Raw genomic sequence first — 24,346 nt, 5'->3', positions numbered from 1 at the left:
CCGGAGGAGGCAGCGCAGCGTAACCACGGAGGGCCCCCGGTCACGCCCGATCGACACAGCGTGAGCGGGTCGGGCCCGGAGGAGGCAGCGCAGCGTAACCACACCGTTCTGATCACCGAAGTACGGCTCTACGGTGAAGGTGATCCGGTCGATGTGCTGATCGCCGACGGGATGATCTGCGAGATCGGCAGCGGACTGCGCGCGGACGACGCCGAAATCATCGCCGGTGCGGGCCGGGTGCTGCTGCCCGGATTCGTGGATCTGCACACCCATCTGCGCGAACCCGGCCGGGAAGACACCGAGACCATCGAGTCCGGATCGGCGGCTGCGGCGCTCGGCGGGTACACGGCGGTTTTCGCCATGGCCAATACCTCGCCGGTCGCCGATTCACAGGTGATCACCGACCATGTGTGGCGGCGCGGTCAGGAGGTCGGACTCGTCGATGTGTACCCGGTGGGTGCGGTGACGGTCGGCCTCGCGGGCGAACAGCTCGCCGAAATGGGCACCATGGCCGCCGGCGCCGGCGCGGTCCGGATGTTCTCCGACGACGGGCACTGCGTCCATGATCCGCTGATCATGCGGCGGGCCCTGGAGTATGCGCGTTCGCTGGACGTCCTGATCGCCCAGCACGCGGAGGAGCCGCGACTGACCGGCGGTGCGGTCGCGCACGAGGGCCCGACGGCGGCGCGGCTGGGCCTGGCCGGTTGGCCGCGGGCCGCGGAGGAATCGATCGTGGCCCGGGATGCGCTCCTGGCCCGGGATGCCGGCGCGCGCGTGCACATCTGCCATGCGTCCACCGCGGGCACGGTGGAACTGGTGAAATGGGCCAAGGACCAGGGGATCGCGATCACCGCGGAGGTGACACCACACCATCTGCTGCTGACCGATGCCCGGCTGGAAACCTATGATGCGGTGAACAAGGTGAACCCGCCCTTGCGCGAAGGCACGGATACCGAGGCCCTGCGGCAGGCGCTGGCCGCCGGGATCGTCGACTGCGTCGCCACCGACCACGCACCGCATGCCGAACAGGACAAATGCTGCGAATTCGCGGCGGCCCGGCCCGGTATGCTCGGATTGCAGACCGCGTTGTCGATTGTGGTGGAGACCATGGTCCGGCCCCGTCTGCTGGATTGGCGTGGGGTGGCGCGCGTGATGAGCGAACGTCCCGCCGAGATCGTCGGACTCGACGATCAGGGGCGCCCGCTCGCGGTGGGAGAACCGGCCAATCTGGTGCTGGTCGACCCGGACGCCACCTGGACGGTCGAGGGCGAACACCTCGCCAGTATCGCGAGCAATACGCCCTATCAGTCGATGACACTGCCCGGGCGGGTCGTCACGACACTGCTGCGCGGCCGGGTTACCGCCCGCGACGGTGTCGCTGCCACCCCAGGCACGCCGGTGGGAGGCCGCTGATGGAACGGACACTCTGGGTCATCCTGTGCGTACTACTGTGGGTGCTGGCCGTCTACCTGATGTACCGGGGCTGGCGTAACCGCGCCGCCCGGCAGCAGGACCGGATCGGTGCACTGCCGCCGGTACCGGCCGATACCGGGGCACAGGTACTCGAACCCACCACCGGCCTCTACCTCGGCAGCACCATGGCGCCGAGTTGGCAGGACCGGATAGCGGTCGGCGATCTGGGCTACCGCGCCACCGCCGAACTCACCCGCTACGAACACGGCATCCTGCTGGAACGGCAGGGCGCCACGGCGATCTGGATCCCGGAAGAGTCCATCACTGCCATCCGGACCGAACGCGGGCACGCGGGCAAGGTGATGACCGAGGGCGGTGTCCTGGTGATCCGCTGGACCCTGCCGACCGGAACCGAAATAGATACCGGGTTCCGGGGCGACGACAAAACGGTGTATCCGGCCTGGGCGCGGGCAACGACGGGAGATGACGAATGACGAGTACGACAGCAGCCGCGGCCCTGGTCCTCGAGGATGGGCGGATCTTCCGCGGCACCGCCTACGGCGCGGTGGGGCAGACCCTCGGTGAAGCGGTGTTCTGTACCGCTATGACCGGCTATCAGGAAACCCTGACCGATCCGAGTTACCACCGGCAGATCGTGGTCGCCACGGCCCCGCAGATCGGCAACACCGGCTGGAACGACGAGGACGACGAATCGCAGCAGATCTGGGTCGCGGGATATGCCGTCCGCGATCCCGCCCGGCGGGTCTCGAACTGGCGGGCCACCGGTTCGCTGCCGGAGCAGCTGGAACAGCAGAACATCGTCGGGATCGCCGGGATCGACACCCGCGCGGTGGTGCGGCATCTGCGCAGCCGCGGCTCGATGAAGGCCGGGATCTTCTCCGGGCCCGCGCTCGCCGAACCCGCGGAACTGCTCGCCCGGGTCACCGGGCAGCCATCGATGCTCGGCGCCGACTTGGCCGGTGAGGTCAGCACCGACGAGATCTACACCGTCGAACCCGCGGGCGAGCCCCGGTTCACGGTGGTCGCGGTGGACCTCGGCATCAAATCCAACACTCCGCGGATGTTCGCGCAACGCGGTATGCGAGTGCATGTGGTGCCGTCTTCGACGAGCCTGGACAAGATCCTGGAGCTGAAACCGGACGGCGCGTTCCTGTCCAACGGCCCCGGCGATCCGGCCACCGCCGATACCGCGGTCGCCCTCACCCAGGGAATCCTGGACAAGGGACTGCCGCTGTTCGGAATCTGCTTCGGCAACCAGATCCTGGGCCGCGCACTCGGCCGGGGCACCTACAAGATGAAGTTCGGGCACCGGGGGATCAATATCCCGGTCGTCGAGCACGAGACCGGCCGTGTCTCGATCACCGCGCAGAACCACGGGTTCGCGCTGGAAGGTGAACGCGGCGAACAGTTCGACACCCCGTTCGGCAAGGCCGAGGTCAGCCACGTCTGCGCCAACGACGGCACGGTGGAAGGGGTGCGCCTGGTCGACGGCCGCGCCTTCTCCGTGCAATACCACCCGGAAGCGGCTGCCGGGCCCCATGACGCCGCGTACTTGTTCGACCGGTTCGCCGGTCTGATGAAGGGAGCCTGATGCCTCGCCGTACCGATCTCGAACATATTCTGGTCATCGGATCGGGCCCGATCGTCATCGGCCAGGCATGCGAGTTCGACTACTCGGGTACCCAGGCCTGCCGGGTTCTGCGCTCGGAGGGCCTGCGGGTTTCGCTGGTCAACTCCAACCCCGCGACCATCATGACCGACCCGGAATTCGCCGATTCCACCTACGTGGAGCCGATCACCCCGGAATTCGTCGAGAAGGTCATCGAGAAAGAACGCCCCGACGCCCTGCTCGCCACCCTCGGCGGGCAGACCGCGCTGAACACCGCGGTCGCACTGCACGAACGCGGTGTGCTGGAGAAGTACGGGGTCGAGCTGATCGGCGCCGATTTCGATGCCATCCAGCGCGGTGAGGACCGGCAGAAGTTCAAGGACATCGTGGCGAGCGTCGGCGGCGAGAGTGCACGCTCCCGGGTCTGCTACACCATGGACGAGGTCCGGGAAACCGTCGCCGACCTGGGTTTCCCGGTGGTCGTCCGGCCGTCGTTCACCATGGGCGGGCTCGGCTCCGGCATGGCCTACAACGACGAGGATCTCGACCGGATCGCCGGCGGCGGCCTGGCTGCCTCGCCCACCGCGAACGTCCTCATCGAGGAATCCATCCTGGGCTGGAAAGAATACGAGCTCGAGCTGATGCGCGACGGCCGCGACAATGTCGTGATCGTCTGCTCCATCGAGAACGTGGACCCGATGGGCGTGCACACCGGCGATTCGATGACGGTGGCCCCCGCCCTGACCCTGACCGACCGCGAATACCAGGAGATGCGTGATCTCGGCATCGCCATCCTGCGCGAGGTCGGCGTGGATACCGGCGGCTGCAATATCCAGTTCGCGGTGAACCCCGCCGACGGCCGGCTCATCGTCATCGAGATGAACCCCCGTGTTTCGCGGTCCTCGGCGCTGGCGTCCAAGGCCACCGGTTTCCCCATCGCGAAGATCGCGGCGAAACTGGCCATCGGTTACACGCTCGACGAGATCGTCAACGACATCACCGGGGAAACTCCCGCCAGCTTCGAACCCACCCTCGACTACGTGGTGGTCAAGGCGCCGCGGTTCGCGTTCGAGAAGTTCCCGGGCGCCGATCCGACGCTCACCACCACCATGAAATCGGTGGGCGAGGCCATGTCGCTGGGCCGCAACTTCGCCGAAGCGCTCGGTAAGGTGCTGCGTTCGCTGGAAACCAAGGCCACCGGTTTCTGGACCGCCGAGGACGGGAAGTGGGCGCCCGCCTCCGCGGAACAGCCCGATATCGACGCCGCGATCGAGGCGATCCTGACGGATCTGCGGACCCCCACCGAAGGCCGTATCTATCAGGTTGAGCGCGCCCTGCGGTTCGGGGCGAGTATCGAAGCGGTCGCCGAGGCCTCCGGGATCGACCCGTGGTTCGTCGCCGAGGTCGCCGGACTGGTGGACCTGCGCCGGGAACTGCTCGATTCCGCGGTACTCGACGAAGCGCTGCTGCGCCGGGCCAAGTATCACGGCCTGTCCGACCGGCAGATCGCCGCGCTGCGGCCGGAATTGGCCGGGGAGTCGGGGGTGCGCGCGCTGCGGCACCGGCTCGGGGTACGGCCGGTGTTCAAAACCGTGGACACCTGCGCCGCCGAATTCGAGGCCAAGACGCCTTACCACTACTCGGCCTACGAACTCGACCCGGAAGCCGAATCCGAGGTCGCCCCGCAGCCGGATCGGGAGAAGGTGATCATCCTCGGGTCCGGTCCGAACCGGATCGGGCAGGGGATCGAGTTCGACTACTCCTGTGTGCACGCCGCGCAGACACTGTCGGCCGCCGGCTACGAGACGGTGATGGTCAACTGCAACCCGGAGACCGTCTCCACCGACTACGACACCGCCGACCGGCTCTATTTCGAACCGCTCACCTTCGAGGACGTACTCGAGGTCTACCACGCGGAATCCGAATCGGGGACAGTCGCGGGTGTGATCGTCCAGCTCGGTGGCCAGACCCCGCTGGGGCTGGCGCAGCGGCTCACCGCTGCCGGGGTGCCGGTGGTCGGCACCAGTGCCGCCGCCATCGACCTCGCCGAGGACCGCGGGGAATTCGGTGACGTCCTGGTCGCGGCGGGACTGCCTGCCCCGAAGTACGGTACCGCCACCACCTTCGAACAGGCCCGCAAGATCGCCGCCGATATCGGTTACCCGGTGCTGGTCCGGCCGTCCTATGTGCTCGGTGGCCGCGGTATGGAGATCGTCTACGACGAGGATTCGCTCGAAGGCTATATCTCCCGCGCCACCGAACTCAGCCCCGAACACCCCGTACTGGTGGACCGCTTCCTCGAAGACGCCATCGAAATCGACGTCGACGCGCTCTGTGACGGCGACGAGGTGTTCCTCGGCGGGGTCATGGAGCATATCGAAGAAGCCGGTATCCACTCCGGCGACTCCGCCTGCGCGCTGCCCCCGATCACGCTCGGGCGCAGCGATATCGAAGCGGTGCGCCGCTCCACCATCGCGCTGGCCGCGGGGATCGGCGTCAAAGGCCTGCTGAACGTGCAGTACGCGCTGAAGGACGATGTTCTCTACGTTCTCGAGGCCAACCCGCGGGCCAGCCGCACCGTTCCGTTCGTCTCCAAGGCGACCGCGGTACCGCTGGCCAAAGCGGCCGCCCGGATCATGCTGGGTGCCACCATCGCCGACCTGCGCGCCGAGGGCATGCTGCCCGACGGCGACGGCGGACACGTCCCGCTCGACGCACCGGTCGCGGTGAAAGAGGCGGTGCTGCAGTTTCACCGGTTCCGCAGTCCCGACGGCAGCCAGGTCGATTCGCTGCTCTCGCCGGAGATGAAATCCACCGGCGAGGTCATGGGCATCGACGCCGATTTCGGGACCGCCTTCGCCAAGAGCCAGTCCGCCGCCTACGGTTCACTGCCCACCGAGGGCACCGTTTTCGTTTCGGTCGCCAACCGCGACAAGCGCGCCATGGTGTTCCCGGTGAAACGGCTGCACGACCTCGGCTTCCGTATTCTGGCGACCACCGGAACCGCGGAGATGCTGCGGCGCAACGGAATCCCGTGCGAAGAGGTGCGCAAGCACTCCGATCCGGTGCCCGCGGCCGCGAACGGTGATGTTCCCGCGGCATCCATCGTGGAGCAGATCCGCGACGGCGAAGTCGATATGGTCATCAATACGCCCTACGGCAACTCCGGGCCCCGCGTGGACGGCTACGAGATCCGCAGCGCCGCGGTGAGCGTGAGCATCCCCTGCGTCACTACGGTGCAGGGCGCGGCGGCGGCGGTCCAGGGGATCGAGGCGAGTATCGCCGGCGGCCTGGGCGTGCGGTCCCTGCAGGAACTGCATTCGGCGTTGCGTGGCTGAGGACGCGGCGATGACGACCACTTTCGGCGTGCGCCTGGCCGCGGCCGGGCGCACGCACGGGCCGATCTGCGTCGGAATCGATCCGCATCCCGCCCTGCTCGACGCCTGGGGCCTGCCGGACGACGCGAACGGCCTGGAAACCTTCGCCGAGATCTGTGTGGAAGCCTTCGACGGAGTGGCGGCCCTGGTCAAACCGCAGGTCGCTTTCTTCGAGGCGTACGGCTCGGCGGGTATCGCGGTGCTCGAACGCACCATCGAGGTGCTGCGCGGCTCGGGCACGCTGGTTCTCGCCGATGCCAAACGCGGCGATATCGGCTCCACGATGGCCGCCTATGCCCGCACCTGGCTCGGCGACGGGCCGTTGGGCGCGGACGCGGTTACGGTCTCGCCCTACCTCGGATACGGGGCTCTGCAACCCGCCCTGGACCTCGCTCGGGCCAATGGGCGAGGTGTTTTCGTCCTGGCTGCGACCTCGAACCCGGAGGCGGCTCGGGTGCAGCAGGCGGTGGTGGACGGGCGCACCCTGGCTCAGACCGTGGTCGACGCCGCCGCGGAAACGAACCGGGGGAGCGAACCGGGTTCCGTCGGCGTGGTGGTGGGCGCCACGCTCACCGATATCCCCGATCTCGGCGCACTGAACGGGCCGATCTTGCTGCCCGGGGTGGGAGCCCAGGGCGGCACCGCGGCAGCGGTCCGTGCGCTGCTCCCGGAATCGTTGTGGCCGGCGGCGGTTCCGAATGTTTCGCGCGATGTGCTCGGCGCGGGGCCCTCGGTCACCGCGCTACGCGACCGCCTGGCGGCTTTCCAGGAGGAGTTCGCGTTCCTGCGCTGACCGCGCTTACCCGGCGGTTACGCCAAGTGACCATGTACGTGGGTGATCGCGCTCACGCCGGCCGGCAACCGGCCGGTGCCGAGCGCGCGCGGTTCGGCATGGCCCGGATGCGATACGCCTCGGGAACGGATCCCGCCGTCGCTGTCCGCCCGCGGCCGGTGTGGCGTAGCCCGGTCTGGTGGCTTCGAGTGGCCTGTCGCTGCGGGTGACGTGCGGCCTGGGGCAGGTCCATTCGCCCGCTCGTGAAATGAGCGTGCGGCATATCGGCCGTGGCCCGATCCGGGCGCGGCCGATATGGGGTGTGACGCGCCATGTCGTTCCGCGGAATGTGGCCCGTTGCGGTCCGAATGGTCGGTCACCGAGTGTCCTGCTCGTCGGAGGACGAGTTCGGCGAGCCCCTCGCAGGGGTCGGCAGGAGTGCTGCTTCGGCTGCCGTAGACGCGAGGATCGGGCGCCGAAGCAGCACATCCGAGGCGCCGAACCCCGCGGCGCCGCAGGCGCCGCAAAAAAATACAGAAAATTCCTGGTAGGGCGGCTGGGAGGTAGCCAGCCTGTGGATAACTTCGCTGGCTATCGCGCCGCAACCGGACCCGCGTGCCCAAAATGCCCTGCTGAAAAGGTATTTCGTGGTAGGGCCGGAGGTTGTGCGGATATGGGCAAGCGGGGATGCGGAGTAAGCGGCAAGGGGCCGTTACGGGGTCCGATTCATGCCCTGACCTGGGGGGTGGGTTCGCAATCCGGGGGCGTCGTGGGTACGGTCGCTGAGACTGCCGGGTAGTTCGGCAGGTTTTGATGCAGAACGATGAGACGGAGGAACCGTGGCCCTTCCCCAGCTGACTGATGAGCAGCGCGCCGCTGCTCTGGAGAAGGCGGCTGCCGCTCGCCGTGAGCGAGCAGAGCTCAAGGATCGCCTGAAGCGCGGCGGCACCGACCTCAAAGAGGTCCTCGGACAGGCCGAGAGCAATGAGATCATCGGCAAGATGAAGGTGCGCGCACTGCTGGAAGCCCTGCCCAAGGTCGGCAAGGTCAAGGCAGAAGAGATCATGAACGAGCTCGAGATCGCTCCGACCCGTCGGCTGCGTGGTCTCGGCGATCGGCAGCGCAAAGCGCTGCTCGCCAAATTCGACCTCGGCGCCTGACAGCCTCGGTGATCGAGAACATGACGAAGGGTCGGCTGGTTGTACTGGTCGGCCCCTCGGCCGTGGGCAAGTCCACCGTGGTGCGCTGTGTCCGCGAACGGCTGCCGGAACTGGTTTTCAGTGTGTCGGCGACCACCCGGGACCCGCGTCCCGGTGAAGTCGACGGCCGCGATTACCGGTTCGTCAGCCGGGCCGAGTTCGATGCGATGATCGCCGCCGGAGACCTGCTCGAATGGGCGGATATCCACGGTGGGCTGCAGCGGTCGGGGACTCCGGCCGCGCCGGTGCGGGCCGCCCTCTCCGAGGGGCTGCCGGTACTGATCGAGGTCGACCTCGAGGGTGCGCGTTCGATCCGCCGGGTGATGCCGGAAGCCGTGCTGGTGTTCCTCGCCCCGCCCAGCTGGGCGGAACTGGAGAGCCGGCTGCGCGGCCGCGGCACCGAATCCGCTGAGGTCATCGAACGCCGGCTGGCGACCGCACGGGTGGAATTGGCCGCACGTGACGAGTTCGACACCGTGATCGTGAACGACACCGTGACCAGCGCCTGTGCGCAGTTGGTATCGTTGTTCGTCAGCACGAATTCCAATTCGTAGCCGGATACGCCCGGCCCGCCCGCCGCGTATCCGAGCCCCCGACCCCGCAGGAGCTTCCTCAGTGAGCAGTACGGATATCGCCGCGCCCGCCTACGACACTCCGGTCGGCCTCACCAACCCGCCGATCGACGAACTGCTGGACCGCACCTCGTCCAAGTACGCGCTGGTGATCTACGCCGCCAAACGTGCCCGCCAGATCAACGACTACTACAACCAGCTCGGCGACGGAATCCTCGAATACGTCGGCCCGCTGGTCGAGCCGCTGCCGCAGGAGAAGCCGCTGTCGGTGGCGATGCGGGAGATCCACAGCGATCTGCTCGAGCACACCGAAGGCGAATGATCCGGTAGTTCCCGGGCGAACGGCCGATAGAGCAGGAGGCGCGCGATGGCGCGGGTAGTTGTCGGCGTGGGCGGCGGTATCGCCGCGTACAAGGCGTGCGCACTGGTACGGCGGTTCACCGAGACCGGCCACAGCGTGCGGGTGATTCCCACCGAGGCGGCATTGCAGTTCGTCGGCAAGGCGACCTTCGAGGCGCTGTCCGGGCATCCGGTGCATACCGGCGTGTTCGCCGATGTGCCCGAGGTCCCGCATGTGCGGCTGGGGCAAGAAGCCGAACTGGTGGTCATCGCCCCCGCCACCGCCGATCTGATGGCACGTGCCGCGCACGGCCGCGCCGACGATCTGCTGACCGCGACCCTGCTCACCGCCCGATGTCCGGTGCTGTTCGCGCCCGCCATGCATACCGAGATGTGGGAGCATGCGGCGACCGTGGCGAATGTGGCCGCGTTGCGCGCGCACGGTGCGACGGTCATGGAACCCGCTTCGGGCCGGCTCACCGGTACCGATACCGGCCCGGGCCGCCTGCCGGAACCCGAGGAGATCTTCGGGTTGGCGTCGCTGCTGCTGGAACGCGCCGATGCCGTACCGCGGGATCTGGCCGGAAAGCGGGTCGTGATCACCGCCGGTGGTACTCGCGAACCGCTGGATCCGGTGCGTTTCCTGGGCAACCGCAGCTCCGGTAAACAGGGCTATGCGCTGGCCCGGGTGGCCGCCCAGCGTGGTGCGCAGGTGACGTTGATCGCCGGGAACACCATCGAGATGGCGCCACCGGCAGCCGTGGAACTGGTACATATCACGACCGCCGACCAGCTCAAGACCGCTGTCGACAAACACGCGGTAGGTGCGGATGCGGTGATCATGGCCGCCGCTGTCGCGGATTTCCGGCCTTCTTCGGTGGCCGGCGCGAAGATCAAAAAGGGTAAGGACGAACCCGACAGCATCGCGCTGTCGCGGACCGAGGATATCCTCGCGGGCCTGGTCCAGGCGCGACGCGAAGGCCAGCTACCCGGTACCGCGATCGTCGGGTTCGCCGCCGAAACCGGCGACGAAGACGGCGACGTGATCACCTATGCCCGGGCGAAGCTCGCCCGCAAGGGCTGTGACCTGCTGGTTGTCAATGCGGTCGGGGACGGTAAGGCGTTCGAGGTGGACACCAACGATGGCTGGCTGCTCGGCGCCGACGGCAGCGAACAGGCCCTCGATCACGGATCCAAGGCGCTGCTGGCCAGCCGTGTCCTCGATGCTCTGGGGCCGCTGCTGCGGGAGCGGGCCGAATCCGGCAGCGGCGCGTAACGACGCGCAATCCGCCAGTGCAGACGAGGGCACCGCATGAGCGACGCGGACCGAGCCGGCCATATCGGGACTCGGCCCCGGCCGGGCGGAGCGGCGCCGGGATTCGGCTCGTCGTGATTCGAACGCTTGCCGCAAGCATCATCCACCCGTACTGGTAGTGCGTGCCGATCCGGCCCGCCGGCCGCCGAGCCGATCCGGCGGACGGGTCCGGCGGACCGGAAACCCGTCCGGTGTGGTGTCCGGAACCACAATCCGGCCGCGCGTTCTAATAGTCTGGGAGTCCAGGGTCACGACCGGAGCCGTGCGCTACGGTCCATATCCGGGACACGAGTAACCGTTGAGGAAGAGGGAAACTGTGCGCACGTCCGGTAGCCGGCTATTCACCAGTGAGTCCGTGACCGAAGGTCATCCGGACAAGATCTGTGATGCCATCAGCGATTCCATCCTCGACTCCCTGCTCGCCCAGGATCCGCGCAGCCGGGTCGCCGTGGAAACCCTCGTGACCACCGGTCAGGTGCATGTCGCGGGCGAGGTCACCACCGAGGCGTACGCGGATATCCCGCATATCGTCCGGGACAAGATCCTGGAGATCGGGTACGACTCGTCGGCAAAGGGCTTCGACGGTAACTCGTGCGGCGTCAACGTCGCGATCGGCGCCCAGTCGCCCGATATCGCCCAGGGCGTCGATACCTCGCACGAGGCGCGGGTAGGTGGTTCCGGTGACGAGATCGAACAGCAGGGTGCCGGTGATCAGGGCCTGATGTTCGGTTACGCCAACACCGACACCCCGGAGCTGATGCCGCTGCCGATCGCCTTGGCGCACCGGCTGTCCCGCAAGCTCACCGAGGTCCGCAAGACCGGTGTGCTGCCGTATCTGCGGCCCGACGGCAAAACGCAGGTCACCATCGAATACGAGGGCGATCGCGCGGTCCGGCTGGACACCGTCGTCGTCTCGACCCAGCATGCCGCCGATATCGACCTCGACAATCTGCTGGCGCCCGATATCCGCGAGAAGGTCGTCGACGCGGTTCTGGCCGATATCGCGATCCCGGATCTGGACACCTCCGATATCCGGCTGCTGGTGAACCCCACCGGTAAGTTCGTGCTCGGCGGTCCGATGGGTGACGCGGGCCTCACCGGCCGCAAGATCATCGTCGACACCTACGGCGGGATGGCCCGGCACGGTGGCGGCGCGTTCTCCGGCAAGGACCCGTCCAAGGTCGACCGTTCGGCCGCCTACGCCATGCGCTGGGTCGCCAAGAACGTGGTCGCCGCCGGTTTGGCGGACAAGGTCGAGGTCCAGGTGGCGTACGCGATCGGCAAGGCGGCACCTGTCGGCCTGTTCGTGGAGACCTTCGGGACCGAGAAAGCCGATCCCGCCCAGATCTCGGCAGCCATCACCGAGGTGTTCGATCTGCGTCCCGGGGCCATCATCCGCGATTTGGACCTGTTGCGCCCGATCTATGCGCCGACCGCGGCCTACGGGCATTTCGGCCGCACCGATATCGATCTGCCCTGGGAGCGTACGGACCGCGCGGAGAAACTGCGCGCCGCCGCCGGGCTGTAGGTCCGCGTTCCGCGTGCCGCGATCTGCCGCCGACACCCCCGGGGACATCGAGTCGCCGGGGGTGTCGGCCGCTTCGGGGGGCCGTCGACGTACCGGCCGGGCGAAGAAATCGCCGCCCGGTCTGCCGCCGGTATCGCATCCGGTCGCCCGGGTACTGCCACTGCTCACCCCGGCCCATCTCGACCGCGATTTCGATTATCTGGTACCCCCGGAGCTGGACGAGATCGCCCGTCCCGGGGTCCGGGTCCGGGTCCGTTTCGCCGGGCGGCTGGTGGACGGCTATCTGCTGTCCCGGCACACCGGTTCCGACCATCCCGGCAAGCTGGTGCGATTGGAACGGGTGGTGTCGCCGGAGCAGGTGCTGACCCCCGAGATCCTCCGGCTCGCCACAACCGTAGCTGCCCGCTGCGCCGGAACCCGCGCGGATGTACTTCGTTTGGCGATACCGCCACGGCACGCGCGCGTGGAGAACGGCGGAGCCGGAAAGAACGAATCGGGTGGTGCGATCCGGGCGGTGCCCCCGGCCCGCACCGGCCGGGCGACGGCGGTCGGCCCGGCTGCCGGGGGAGCCGGTGCTGCCGGGAGCGGCCGGGGAGCCGGAGGAGCCGAGGTCGCGGAGGCTCCGGCAGAACAGTCGTTTCCGGGGAACACCCGACCGAACCTGTGCCCCGACCTGCCGGCGCCACCACTGGATACCGAGCCGGGGCGCGACGACTCCGACCGCGCGCCGATCGTTGCCGGTGCTGCCGGGGCCGGAGTCGAGGAACCGGCGGCCGCCGGCAATCGGCAGCCGGCGCAGGACGATACCGGGCGGGTGTCGGAGGGGGGATTCTCGTCGGTCGCTGAGGGAGAGGCGCTCGGCGAGAGCGGGGAGACTCCGGTGGGTGACCGTCGCGGAGAGGCCGGCGGGGGGCGGGTGTCGGAGGACGGTTTCTCGTCGGCCGGTGGCGTGGATGTGCCGGGCCGGGTCGGGGACGCGGTGGCTGTCGACCGTCGCGCGGCGGCCGACAACGCGCGGGTGCTGTCGGCCGGTGTACGGCCGGATGCCGGGCTGTCGTCGCCGAGCGACCGGCCTGGTGGCGGGCGTGGCGAGGTGCCCGAGCGGAATTCCGGCGAGGACGCGGTGACACGGGCCGAATCAGGGGAAGTTGCGAGTTCACCGCTACGAGACCCGGACGACCGGCCCGACATCGGCAGCGGAACCATCGGGGGCCGGGGGCCGGGGGCCCATATCGAGTCCTTTCCGGCCGGCGTGGATCTCGGGGCGTGGCGGCGGTATCGCCACGGGGAATCGTTCCTCACCGCGCTCGCCGGGCACCGGGGTGCGCGCGCAGCATGGCAGGCGCTGCCGGGCGAGGACTGGGCGCGCCGGCTCGCCGAACTGGCCGCCGTCGTCGTGGCCGGTGGGCGCAGCGCGATCCTGATGGTTCCCGACCAGCGTGATCTGGACCGGGTGCTGCGGGAATGTGAAGCGCTGGTCGGAGATTCGGCGGTCGGGCTCTCGGCGGGGCTGGGCCCGGCGGCGCGGTATCGGCGCTGGCTGGCAGTCCTGCGCGGGACCGCGCGGGTGGTTGTCGGTACCCGTAGCGCCGTTTTCGCGCCTGCGGCGGAACTGGGGCTCATCGCGATCTGGGACGACGGTGACGATACCTACGCCGAACCCCGGTCCCCGTACCCGCACGCCCGGGAGGTGGCGATGCTGCGGGCGCACGACACCGGCGCGGCCTTCGTGGCCGCGGGTTTCGCGCGGACGCCGGAAGTGCAGGCAGTGGTGGAGTCGGGCTGGGCGCACGATCTGCTCGCCGACCGGGCCACGGTACGGGCGGCCTCGCCGCGGATCGGCGCACCGGGGGATTCCGATGCCGCACTCGACCGCGACCCCATCGCGCGCGCGGTCCGGATTCCGGGCGCCGCCTTCGCCGCCGCCCGCACGGCCCTGGCCGCAGGAGAGGCGGTGCTGGTGCAGGTACCCCGCCGCGGGTACGTCCCCGCTCTCGCCTGCACCAAATGCCGTACCCCCGCTCGCTGCCGGAAATGTGTGGGCCCGCTGTCGTTGCCGGAGGCAGGACCCGCCGACCCGGCTGCGCAGATCGCACACAGTCCGGTGTGCCGGTGGTGCGGGCATACCGAGGCTGCCTTCCGCTGTCCCGGCTGTGGTGGACGGGTGTTGCGCGCCGTGGTCATCGGCGCCGCCCGTACCGTGGAGGAACTGGGCCGGGCCTTTCCCGGGGTGCCGATCCGGGGATCGAGCGGGGCCGGGCTGCTCGATACCGTCGAACCGGGCCCGCAGGTGGTGGTCGCCACTGTCGGCGCCGAACCACTGCTGCCGGGCGGGTACGGGGTCGGTTTGCTGTTGGACGGATGGGCGCTGCTCGGCCGCGCCGATCTCCGGGCCGCCGAGGACACGCTGCGCCGCTGGCTGGGCGCTGCTGCCTTGGTGAAACCCGCGGGCCGGGTACTGGTGATGGCCGATCCCGGCATCCCGACCGTGCAGGCGCTGCTGCGATGGGACCCGGCCGGGCACGCCGCAGCCGAACTCGCCCAGCGCACGGAGGTCGGGTTCCCGCCAGCGGTGCGGATAGCCGCGATCGACGGACCACCCGATGCGGTCGCCGGACTGCTCGCGGTCACCGAACTACCGGCCGCCGCCGAGGTGCTGGGTCCGGTGCCGTTGCCCGCCACCGCGCGTAGACCGTCGGGTTCGGGTGCCGGCGACGACCATGGCGGCCCGGTCGAGGTCGAGCGGGTGCTGCTACGCGTTCCGCGCCGGCACGGCGGCGCGCTGGCCCGTGCGTTGACCGCGGCACAGGCCGTTCGCAGTAGTCAGCGTGCCGAGTATTCGGCGCGAGTCCAGTTCGATCCGTTGAATATCGGCTGATCTGCCTCCACGGGGCGCCTCGGGGACGTTCGGAAAGCCGGTATGACTCGCGTTGCGGTTGCTGTGGGAGGGCCCCCGGAGCGGTTCGCACGTCGCGACATCTTCGGCGGTCCTCGCCACGAATCTACGGTGTAGCGGGGGCGAAGTACCGAACCATTCGCGGATAAACGAGCTGTTCAGCAGAAACTTCTGCGAGCTCTGCGGCGACAACCGGATCTGCAGTGACTTGTCGCGGGTACGCGCGGCATCGTGGGCAGGCCGCGGTCGCACCGGTGCGGCCGGACTCTTTCGGCGGGCCGTGATCTCGGTGCCGCGTCACGGGGCAGCGCCGGGTGCGGAAGAGGAGTTCGAGCAGATCGGGCCGGTACCTGTCCGTGGCTGTCGTGTAGGAGCCGGTGCCGCTCGCATCACCGGGCAGCGGTTGGGGGTTTGTGCTTCGGTCGGCGTGTGGGTCGGGCGTTCCGAGGCCGGAGTGTGACGCGCATCCGTGCGGTCGCGTCGGTTTCGGTGGCAGGACGAGACGGCTGCGGAAATCTACGAGAGGGTTGCGCTAGATAGATTGCCGATATATCGTCGATGCTATGGAAACAGATCGAGTGGCTCAGGAGGCTGCAATGGAAGACATGGAGAACACGAACTTTCGCAAGGAACGGCTCAGCTGGGCCCGGCGCCACCGTCCCGGTATGGAGCAGCACGGGCCCGGCCATGGCGGTTTCCGCCACGGTGGCCCGCCCGGATTCGGCGGTCCCGGGTTCGGGCCGGGTTTCGGTCCCGGATTCGGCCCTGGGTTCGGGCCGGGTTTCGGCCGTGGCCGGGGGCGCGGCGGCCGTGGCCGGCGCGGTGATGTCCGGGCGGCGGTTCTACTGCTGCTCACCGAACGCCCGATGCACGGTTACGAACTGATCCAGCAGATCCGGGAACGCAGTGAGGACCTGTGGCGTCCCAGTCCGGGATCGGTCTATCCCGCGCTGTCGCAACTCGAGGACGAAGGTCTGATCACCATCGAAAAGGTCGCCGGCCGCAAAACCGCGCAACTGACCGAGACGGGCACCGCCTATGTCGCCGAACACCGGACCGAACTCGGCGACCCGTGGGCCGAGGTGAAAGAAGGCGTCGGCGCCCAAACCAACGATCTGCGTGCGCTGGTCCCACCGCTCATGGGGGCGATCGCGCAGGTCGCGGGTGCCGGAACCCCGGAACAGGCGGCCAAGGCAGCCGAGGTGCTCACCGACGCCCGGAAAGCCCTGTACCGCATCCTCGCGGGCGACGAGGACACCACGAAGTAACGGGGTGATCAAGACCTCGGCCACCGGTTTTCCGGAGGACGGGCAGGGGTGGAAGATTGTGTGGTGAAACGTATTCTGTGGTCGGCCCGCCGGGGCGGCGGGCTCGGCAGGCGCGTGCTGACGGTGGCCGTGGCACTGGCTGGGTCGGTACTGCTGGGTACCGTCGCAGGCGTCGCCCAGCCGGCGGGATATCCCGCACCGGCGGTGCCCACCGAATGGGCACCGCCGCAGGCGGATCATCTGGGCGCCGTGCTGTACATGAAGGATCATCCCGCCGCCGCGCCGCGGGGCGTCAACGATTTCGGTTGTGTCCCGGACGCGGACCATCCGCGTCCGGTGATCCTGGCCCACGGCACCGACGCGAGCGCTTACACCGACTGGTCGGCCATCGGCCCGCGACTGGTGGATGCGGGATTCTGCGTTTTCGCGCTCAACTACGGCGGTAAACCGGGCGCGGTCAGCTTCGGCACCGAGGATATCGTGCTCAGCGCTCACCAATTCGCCGCCTTCGTGGACCGGGTCCGGACCACCACCCGGGCGGCCCGGGTGGATCTGGTGGGTTTCTCCCAGGGCGCCAATATGACCCGTTACTACGTCAACAAACTCGGCGGTGCACCCGCCGTCGACACCTGGGTCGGTCTTGCGTCGCCCACCTACGGCGGTGTCATGTACGGACTGGTGCCGGTGGCCCAGCAGATACCCGGCGCGCTGACCGTCGCGGAGAAGACGATCTCGGTGGCCGCCGTGCAGCAGGCACAAGGGTCGCCGTTCATGCAGGAACTCAATGCCGGTGGCGACACCGTCCCCGGAGTCCGGTACGTGACGATCGGCAGCCGGGTCGACGAGATGATCCAGCCGTTCGAGAACATCGCCCTGCACGGGCCCGGCGCCGAGAACATCGTCGTGCAGGATCGCTGCCCCGCGGATCTCACCGGGCACTTCCACATGGTGTACGACCCGTTCGTCGCGCAACTGGTGCTCGAGGTGCTCGATCCGGAGCGTGCGCCGGAACCGGTCTGCCGGCCGGTCGCGCTCGGCACCGGTATTCCCCAGGTGATCATCGGCGGCAATATCTGAGACACCATGAGTACGGGCGGCCCGGACCTTCGGGTCCCCGGATGCCCGCATCGAGCTTGCGGGTGCGAAGACCCCGGACGTGCCGGCAGGTGCCCGGGGCGACCTAGAATGGTTTCTTTCTGCCCTGTCTCATGTCTCCGGGAGCCGACCTTGACCGTCCAGTCCGTCCGCCTGTTCGGCGATCCGATCCTGCGAGCCCGCGCGACCGAGGTCACCGAATTCGGCCCCGAACTGCGGCAGCTGGTGACCGATCTGACCGACACCATGTACGACGACGGCGGGGTGGGGATGGCTGCGCCGCAGATCGGGGTCGGCCTGCGGGTTTTCGTCTACGACACCCGCGATGCCCGCGGCCATCTGATCAACCCGGTCTGGACCGCCCTCGACGAGGAGGAACAGATAGGGCCGGAGGGCTGCCTATCGATACCCGGGGTCAATCACGACACCCGCCGGGCGATGCGAGTGCGCGCGACCGGAGTCGATATGAACGGTGCACCGGTCGAGTTCGCGGCCGAGGGACTGCTGGCGCGCTGCGTCCAGCACGAAACCGATCATCTGGACGGCATCCTGTTCATCGACCGGCTGGATTCCCCCGAACGTAAACAGGCCATGCGGACCATCCGCGAGTCCGACTGGTTCGCGGCCGGTATCACCGTTCGGCCGAGTCGCGCGCTGGCCGAGCGGGACAGCTGATGCGAATAGTCTTCGCCGGCACCCCCGAGCCGGCCGTACCGTCGTTGCGCCGGCTGATCGAATCGCGGCACGAGGTGATCGCCGTGGTCACCCGCCCGGACGCGGTGGCCGGTCGCGGCCGGAAATTGCAGCGTTCGCCGGTCGGGCAGCTCGCCGACGAATGCGGTATTCCGGTACTGACACCGCGCAAACCCGCCGAACCCGAATTCGTCGAAGCGCTCACCGAGCTAGCGCCGGAGTGCTGCCCGGTGGTCGCCTACGGCGCGCTGCTGCCCGCGGAAGTGCTGGATATCCCGCGCCACGGCTGGATCAATCTGCATTTCTCCCTGCTTCCGGCATGGCGCGGCGCGGCTCCGGTACAGGCGGCCATCGCGGCGGGTGACGAGATCACCGGCGCCTCCACGTTCCGGATCGAAACGGGGCTGGACACCGGACCGGTCTACGGCGTGGTGACCGAACGGATCGCGGTCACCGATACCGCCGGTGACCTGCTGGCCCGGCTGGCCGACAGTGGGGCGGCCCTGCTGGAACAGACGCTGCACGGTGTGGAGGACGGGACGCTGCAGGCGATTCCGCAGCCCACCGAGGGGGTGTCCTATGCACCGAAGATCACTGTGGAGGCGGCCCAGGTGCGCTGGGATCAGCCCGCGCTGGCGGTCGGCCGCGCTATCCGGGCGGTGACTCCGCACCCGGGCGCCTGGACAACCGTGGCCGGTAGCCGGCTCAAACTGGGCCCGGTGGAGCTGGTCGAGGAAGTGCTGCCGGAACGGCGGATCGACGTACGCAAAACGGGCGTCTACATCGGCACCGCGACGACCGCGGTCCGGCTGGACCGGGTGCAGCCGCAGGGTAAACGCATGATGGCGGCGCTGGACTGGGCCCGTGGCGCCCGCCTGGAGCCGGGCGCGGTGGTCGAATGACCGGCCCGGGCGAGCGGCCGCGTGGCTTCCGGCGCCACTCCGGACGCGAATCCGCCGACAACAGGCGCGACGCCGTGGGCCGTGAATCGGACGCCGACCGCGGCGCGGTAGGGCAGGGCGATCGGAACGCCCCTGATCCGCGTCCGCAGAAGCGCTCCGGTACCGGCCGGGATCGCCCGGGGACCGCGGATTCGTCGCGCGACGATCGTACCGGCAGGCGGGCGCAGGATTCGAAGCCTGGCAGTTCCGGTCGCAACGGAACCGGACGAAAACCCGACGACAGTCGGGGCCGGGGTGATTCCGCGGCGAGCGAGCAGCGGCAGCCGGGAAGCGGGGGCGGATCCGGTGATCGCCGTAAGGACACCGGATATCGCGGGAAATCTTCACGCTCTGGCGCAGAACGGCCCGAATACCGGAGCAAGGCGTCGGATCGCAGCGACGGACAGGGCCTGCGGGGCGATTTCGCGGCGGGGGAGCGACCGGGTCGCGATCGCTCGGCGCCAGGCGACCGGCGTAGGGAACCGGGGTACAGCGGGAAATCCTCGCGCGAACGGCCCGGTCACCGGGCCGAGGGGCCGGGGCGCGGCGCAGGGCGAGGGCGCGGAGCCGGCTCGGCGGCGGGGGCGCGGCCGGGTCGCGATCGCTCGGTCGGCTCGATGCAGGGTGACCGGCGTGGGGATATCGGACCGGACGGGAAACCGTCGCGATCGGGTGGGGAACGGACCGGCTACCCGAATGAGGGGCCGGCCCGTCGCGAAGGACGCGGGCGCGGACCGGATGACCGCGGTACCGGCGGCCGTGGCGGCAGCGGGGACGGTCCGCGTTCGGCCGGGCGCCGCGATATGGGTGCGGGCCGGCGTGCAGATACTTCCGCGCGCTCTTTCGGCTCCCGTGCCGCCGGGGGCGGCGACAGGCGCGGTGCGAACGGTCCGAGCCGGCGCGATGATGCATACCGGCGTTCGGGTGCGGGATCCAGGACATCCGGCCCAGGTAAGGGCTCCGGAGCGGGCCGGACGCGCCCCGGGCGCGGAGAGTCCCCCGAACGCCGGGCCAAGGATCCGGCGCGCACTGTAGCGCTGGAAACCCTGCGGGCGGTCCGGGAGCGGGATGCCTACGCCAATCTGGTGCTCCCGGCGTTCCTGCGCGAATACTCGGTGCAGGGCCGCGATGCCGCACTGGCCACCGAATTGGGCTACGGCGCTTGTCGCAGCCTCGGCGTGCTCGATGCGGTGATCGCCGAATGCGCCGGTCGGGCGGTCACGGAGATCGACGGTCCGCTGCTGGATGTCCTACGCCTGGGCACCTATCAGTTGCTGCGTACTCGTGTCGAGCCGCATGCCGCGGTGCACACCGCGGTGGAACTCGCGCGGGCCGAATCCGGTGCGAGCCGGGCCGGTTTCGTCAATGCCGTGCTGCGCCGCGTCGCCGAACGCACGCCGGAGGACTGGGTGGCGCGGCTCGCCCCGCCGGACCCGATCGGCCGGCTGGCTTTCGAATACGCGCATCCGGAATGGGTCGCCCAGGCGTTCGCCGACGCGCTCGGCGCCGACGCGGGCGAACTGCGTGATCTGCTCGCCGCCGACGACGCCCGCCCGGTGGTGCATCTGGTGGCCCGTCCCGGCGATATCACCGCGGAGGAACTCGCGCTCGTCACCGGTGGTGAGGAAGGCCGCTGGTCCCCGTACGCCGTGTACCTCGAGGGCGGTGACCCGGGCGCGCTGGAACCGGTCCGCGAGGGGATGGCGGCGGTGCAGGACGAGGGCAGCCAACTCGTGGCGCTCGCGCTCACCCGCGCGCCGCTACACGGATCCGATAACGGCCGCTGGCTCGATCTCTGCGCGGGGCCCGGCGGTAAAACCGCGCTGCTCGGTGCGCTCGCCGGTATCGACGGTTACCGGGTGGACGCGGTGGAACCGGCCGCGCATCGTGCCGAATTGGTCCGTTCGGCGACCCGGGGCATGCCGGTCGAGGTGCATATCGCCGACGGCCGGGACAGTGGCCTGTCCGCCGGCTACGACCGGATCCTGGTCGACGCCCCGTGCACCGGGCTCGGTGCCCTGCGGCGCCGTCCGGAGGCCCGCTGGCGCCGCACCCCCGGTGATATCCCGGACCTGGTGACGCTGCAGCGCGAATTGGTGGCCGCGGCATGGGAGCTGCTGCGACCCGGCGGTGTGCTGGTCTATTCGACCTGTTCCCCGCATCTCCCCGAAACCGTTGCGGTGGTCACGGATACGGTGCGCCGCACCGGAGCCGAACAGTTGGACGCCCGCGAACTGTTACCCGGCGTCACCGGGCTCGGTCCCGGCCCCACGGTGCAGTTGTGGCCGCACCGGCACGGCACCGACGCCATGTTCGTGGCCGCGTTGCGCAAACCGCGGTAGTGGTGTGCGGGCGGTAGGCGACAGATTTCCAAGCCTGCCGCCGCCGGTCCGGGCAGACTCGGTGGTATGAGCCTCACCTGGGAGAACGTCGTCCGGCTGGCCACCGAACTACCGGAGGTCGCGGAATCCACCTCCTACCGGACCCCGGCACTGAAAGTGTCGGGTAAGAGTTTCGCCCGGCTGCGCACGGAGGCCGAGGGCGGTCTGGCACTGCGATGTGAGATGGCGGAGAAACAAGCCTTACTGGCTTCCGGCGATCCGGCCTTCTACACCACTGCGCATTACGACGGATATCCCTACATCCTCATCGACTTGGCGCATATCGATACAGAGCACCTGCGTGAACTGCTCGACGCCGCGTGGTGGCTCGCCGCTCCCGCAAAGCTGCGCCGAGCAAGGGCACAGGGAGCCGGTGCATAGCCGCGCGACGACGGGGCTTTTCCATATCGCAGGCCGGCCATCGACTCGAACAGGCAGCCCCGGAGTATCCGGCATCGCGGCGCAGTCGGTGATTCGGTCGCTGCGGGCCGGTACGCCGATCGAATCGCGACCAGTCCGCGGGGCGGCGGAAGTGCACGTTCGGCGCACTGCCCCAGGATGCGTCCGCCTACTCGGCTTGCCCGGACGCCGCGTCCGACGCCGCGGCCCTCTGGGCGGTATCGGCCGGCAGCGGCCGTTGCGTTGCCGGTTCGATCTTGACCCAGGTGCTGTTCACCGCGGCGGTCCCGGAGATCCGGTCCACCTGCTCGGGATCGTGCAACAGGTTGACATTCGCGCCCGGCAGCGCGGCCGCCACGGTCCAGCCCACGCCGGGTTCGCGGTGACCCCAGCCGTGCGGGATGGCCACCGTGCCGGGCCGGATATCGGCGCTGACCTCCACCGGTACCGCGATGGCGCCGATCGGCGAGCTGACGGTGGCCTGGTCGCCGTCGGCCAGGCCACGGGCGGCGGCATCGCCGGGATGCATCAGCGCGGTGCACCGATCGCGGCCCTTGACCATCGACGGCACATTGTGCAGCCATGAATTGTTGCTGCGCAGGTGACGACGTCCGATCAGGCGCAGATCGAAACCGTCGTCGTGAGCGGAACCGGCGTCGGCGAGCAGCTTCCGGGCTTCGGCGACGAACGGTGCCGGGGCGAGCTGCACCTTCCGGTCAGCGGTTGCGATGAGGGAAGACAGCCGGGGCCGCAACGGTCCCAGATCGATTCCGCCGCGGGCCGCGCGGACCTTGGCCAGGGTGACGCCGCGACGGCCCCGGCGCAGTATCCCGTGCGGACCGACCGCGATTCCCAGGGCCGCCGCGCGTACCGGGCTGAATCGCGCGAATATCGCGTTGAGAGCCCGGCCGGTCAGCGAACGCAACGGCAGCGGCAGGATCTCGGTGGTCAGCCGGGCCATGATCTCCCAGTCCTCGAGACCGTCCGCCGGAGCATCGACCGCCCGCGCGTTGTAGCGAATGTTGTTGTGGACGCTGAACATCGCCAGCAGAATGTCGAGATCCTCGCGTTCCAGCGGTGATACCGGTGGCAGGATGATATCGGCGTGGCGGGTGGTCTCGGTGATGTACATATCCACGGCCACATAGAAATCCAGCGAACTCAGCGCTTTGCCCAGTTGTCCGCGCTGCGGGGTGGACAGTACGGGGTTTCCGGCATACGTGATCATGGCGCGGATCTGTTCCGGCCCTTCGTCGAGGATTTCGGCGGCCAGCGCGGCCACCGGCAGTTCGAAACGGAACGATTTGTACTTGCCCGATCGATCGGTCCAGGCACCGTGGAACGGCGGCATCCGCCGCGCCAGCGGCAGCAGGTCCACCGCGGGGGTGGCGTACATCTGGCCGCCGGGCCGGTCGAGATTTCCGGTGACCGCGTTGACGGTGTTGACCAACCAGTGGGTGATCGTCCCGGTGAAGGTCTGGCAGACCCCGATCCGGGCGTACACGACCGCCGATCTCGCCGCCGCGTGTTCCCGGGCCAGCCGCCGGATGGTCTCGGCATCGACACCGGCGTGGGGTGCCGCCTCTTCGGGAGAGAACCCGGATACCAGCTGCCGCAGTGTTTCCGATCCGGCGCACTGGGTGCGGACGGCCGTCCGGTCGCACAGGTCCTCGGTGAGCAGGACGTGCAGGACGGCCAGCAACAGGTAGGGATCGCCGCCCGGCAATACCGGCACGTGTTCGTCGGCCAGGCGGGCGGTTTCGGTACGCCGCGGGTCGATCACCACGACCTTGCCCCCGCGAGCACGCACCTGCTTGATCCGATTCTTGGCGCCGGGCATGGTGGTCAGCGAACCGTTGGACACCGCCGGATTGGCGCCGATGATCACCAGCCGGTCGGTGCGATCGATATCGGCGATCGGCATCAGGAAGTTCGAGCCGTACATCTGCCAGGCCACGAATTCCTGAGGGAACTGATCGATCGAGGATGCGGTATAGAAGTTGCGGGTCATCAGGCCCGCCCGCAATGCCATGGCGTACATGATCGCCGAATTGTGTGCCGCCGGATTACCCAGATACATCCCGACCGCATGCGGGCCGTGGTCCCGCCGCACCTGCCGCAATCGGGCGCCGATCTCGCGGAACGCCTCGTCCCAGCCGATCGGCTCGAACCGGTCACCCACCCGCCGTACCGGGGTGCGCAACCGGTCCGGATCGTCGTGCAGGCCGGCCATCGCCGTCGCCTTGGGGCAGATGTATCCCTTGGACAGCACATCCTCGGGGTTGCCTTCGATCCTGGTGACTGTCGAATCCTCGACTGTCACCAGGATGCCGCAGTGGGCCTCGCACAGGGTGCATTGGCGGGCGACGGTTTCCGTGGTCATGGCCTCACATCACCTTCTGCCGCATCGTCGTCGACGCGCTGCGGGTGCCGGATCGCGGGCCGATCCGGCTCATCGGTTGCTCTGCTCTGCGAGAAGCGCGGGCCTCGATGCGAATGGTTCGCTGAGATAATTACCCACTCGATCT

Annotated in this window: 18 protein-coding genes; 17 read left to right on the top strand and 1 reads right to left on the bottom strand. The window is 69.0% G+C overall.

What is annotated here, in order from left to right; genetic code table 11:
* The first annotated feature begins 60 nt into the window (after positions 1-60).
* The 17 genes from IU448_RS06095 (at position 61) to IU448_RS06015 (ending at position 21,800) form a co-directional block, all read left to right on the top strand.
* Positions 61-1,413, top strand: coding sequence for a dihydroorotase (locus tag IU448_RS06095; RefSeq protein ID WP_195054451.1), 1,353 nt, complete (start codon positions 61-63; stop codon positions 1,411-1,413).
* Positions 1,413-1,907 (top strand): transporter, encoded by a 495-nt coding sequence (locus tag IU448_RS06090; RefSeq protein WP_195054450.1) that lies wholly within the window; start codon positions 1,413-1,415, stop codon positions 1,905-1,907. The genes IU448_RS06095 and IU448_RS06090 overlap by 1 nt, the downstream gene beginning before the upstream one ends.
* Positions 1,904-3,025, top strand: a complete 1,122-nt coding sequence (gene carA, locus IU448_RS06085; protein ID WP_195054449.1) for a glutamine-hydrolyzing carbamoyl-phosphate synthase small subunit — start codon at positions 1,904-1,906, stop codon at positions 3,023-3,025. Before IU448_RS06090 ends, carA begins: the two co-directional genes overlap by 4 nt.
* A complete protein-coding gene (gene carB, locus IU448_RS06080) occupies positions 3,025-6,381 on the top strand; it encodes a carbamoyl-phosphate synthase large subunit (RefSeq protein WP_195054448.1) in 3,357 nt (1,118 codons plus the stop codon). The genes carA and carB overlap by 1 nt, the downstream gene beginning before the upstream one ends.
* Before the next feature lie 10 nt (positions 6,382-6,391).
* Positions 6,392-7,213 carry an orotidine-5'-phosphate decarboxylase gene (gene pyrF / locus IU448_RS06075; RefSeq protein WP_195054447.1) on the top strand — a complete coding sequence of 274 codons (822 nt, stop codon included), beginning with the start codon at positions 6,392-6,394 and terminating at the stop codon, positions 7,211-7,213.
* A gap of 818 nt (positions 7,214-8,031) precedes the next feature.
* Complete coding sequence (gene mihF / locus IU448_RS06070) at positions 8,032-8,352, top strand: integration host factor, actinobacterial type (RefSeq protein WP_030521477.1); 321 nt, start codon at positions 8,032-8,034, stop codon at positions 8,350-8,352.
* Between the two features lie 20 nt (positions 8,353-8,372).
* Positions 8,373-8,945, top strand: a complete 573-nt coding sequence (gene gmk / locus IU448_RS06065) for a guanylate kinase (RefSeq protein ID WP_195054446.1) — start codon at positions 8,373-8,375, stop codon at positions 8,943-8,945.
* A 61-nt stretch (positions 8,946-9,006) separates the two neighbouring features.
* Positions 9,007-9,285: a DNA-directed RNA polymerase subunit omega gene (rpoZ, locus tag IU448_RS06060; protein ID WP_033241620.1), complete on the top strand. Its 279-nt coding sequence runs from the start codon at positions 9,007-9,009 to the stop codon at positions 9,283-9,285.
* A 45-nt stretch (positions 9,286-9,330) separates the two neighbouring features.
* A complete protein-coding gene (gene coaBC / locus IU448_RS06055) occupies positions 9,331-10,578 on the top strand; it encodes a bifunctional phosphopantothenoylcysteine decarboxylase/phosphopantothenate--cysteine ligase CoaBC (protein WP_195054445.1) in 1,248 nt (415 codons plus the stop codon).
* Between the two features lie 355 nt (positions 10,579-10,933).
* A complete protein-coding gene (gene metK / locus IU448_RS06050) occupies positions 10,934-12,145 on the top strand; it encodes a methionine adenosyltransferase (protein WP_195054444.1) in 1,212 nt (403 codons plus the stop codon).
* A 121-nt stretch (positions 12,146-12,266) separates the two neighbouring features.
* Complete coding sequence (locus IU448_RS28775; protein ID WP_228812314.1) at positions 12,267-15,023, top strand: primosomal protein N'; 2,757 nt, start codon at positions 12,267-12,269, stop codon at positions 15,021-15,023.
* 623 nt (positions 15,024-15,646) lie between these two features.
* Entirely contained in the window at positions 15,647-16,309 is a 663-nt protein-coding gene (locus IU448_RS06040; RefSeq protein ID WP_416382970.1) for a PadR family transcriptional regulator, read from the top strand.
* A 63-nt stretch (positions 16,310-16,372) separates the two neighbouring features.
* Positions 16,373-17,386, top strand: coding sequence for a lipase family alpha/beta hydrolase (locus IU448_RS06035; protein WP_416382961.1), 1,014 nt, complete (start codon positions 16,373-16,375; stop codon positions 17,384-17,386).
* 150 nt (positions 17,387-17,536) lie between these two features.
* The gene (def, locus tag IU448_RS06030; protein ID WP_195054443.1) at positions 17,537-18,079 is read left to right on the top strand and encodes a peptide deformylase; all 543 of its coding nucleotides are present in this window, start codon (positions 17,537-17,539) and stop codon (positions 18,077-18,079) included.
* On the top strand, positions 18,079-18,999 hold the full coding sequence (fmt, locus tag IU448_RS06025) for a methionyl-tRNA formyltransferase (protein WP_195054442.1): 921 nt from the start codon (positions 18,079-18,081) through the stop codon (positions 18,997-18,999). The genes def and fmt overlap by 1 nt, the downstream gene beginning before the upstream one ends.
* 842 nt (positions 19,000-19,841) lie before the next feature.
* The gene (locus tag IU448_RS06020; protein ID WP_195054441.1) at positions 19,842-21,380 is read left to right on the top strand and encodes an RsmB/NOP family class I SAM-dependent RNA methyltransferase; all 1,539 of its coding nucleotides are present in this window, start codon (positions 19,842-19,844) and stop codon (positions 21,378-21,380) included.
* 66 nt (positions 21,381-21,446) lie between these two features.
* Positions 21,447-21,800: an MmcQ/YjbR family DNA-binding protein gene (locus IU448_RS06015; RefSeq protein WP_195054440.1), complete on the top strand. Its 354-nt coding sequence runs from the start codon at positions 21,447-21,449 to the stop codon at positions 21,798-21,800.
* Positions 21,801-21,987: 187 nt separating this feature from the next.
* On the opposite strand, the gene IU448_RS06010 is transcribed toward IU448_RS06015, so the two are convergent.
* Entirely contained in the window at positions 21,988-24,201 is a 2,214-nt protein-coding gene (locus IU448_RS06010) for a molybdopterin oxidoreductase family protein (RefSeq protein WP_195054439.1), read from the bottom strand.
* Between the last annotated feature and the right edge of the window lie 145 nt (positions 24,202-24,346).

Source organism: Nocardia flavorosea (assembly GCF_015477805.1).
Taxonomy (GTDB): Bacteria; Actinomycetota; Actinomycetes; order Mycobacteriales; family Mycobacteriaceae; genus Nocardia; species Nocardia flavorosea_A.
The sequence above is the reverse complement of the archived record's forward strand: the minus strand, read 5'-3'. Positions and strand labels throughout refer to the sequence as shown.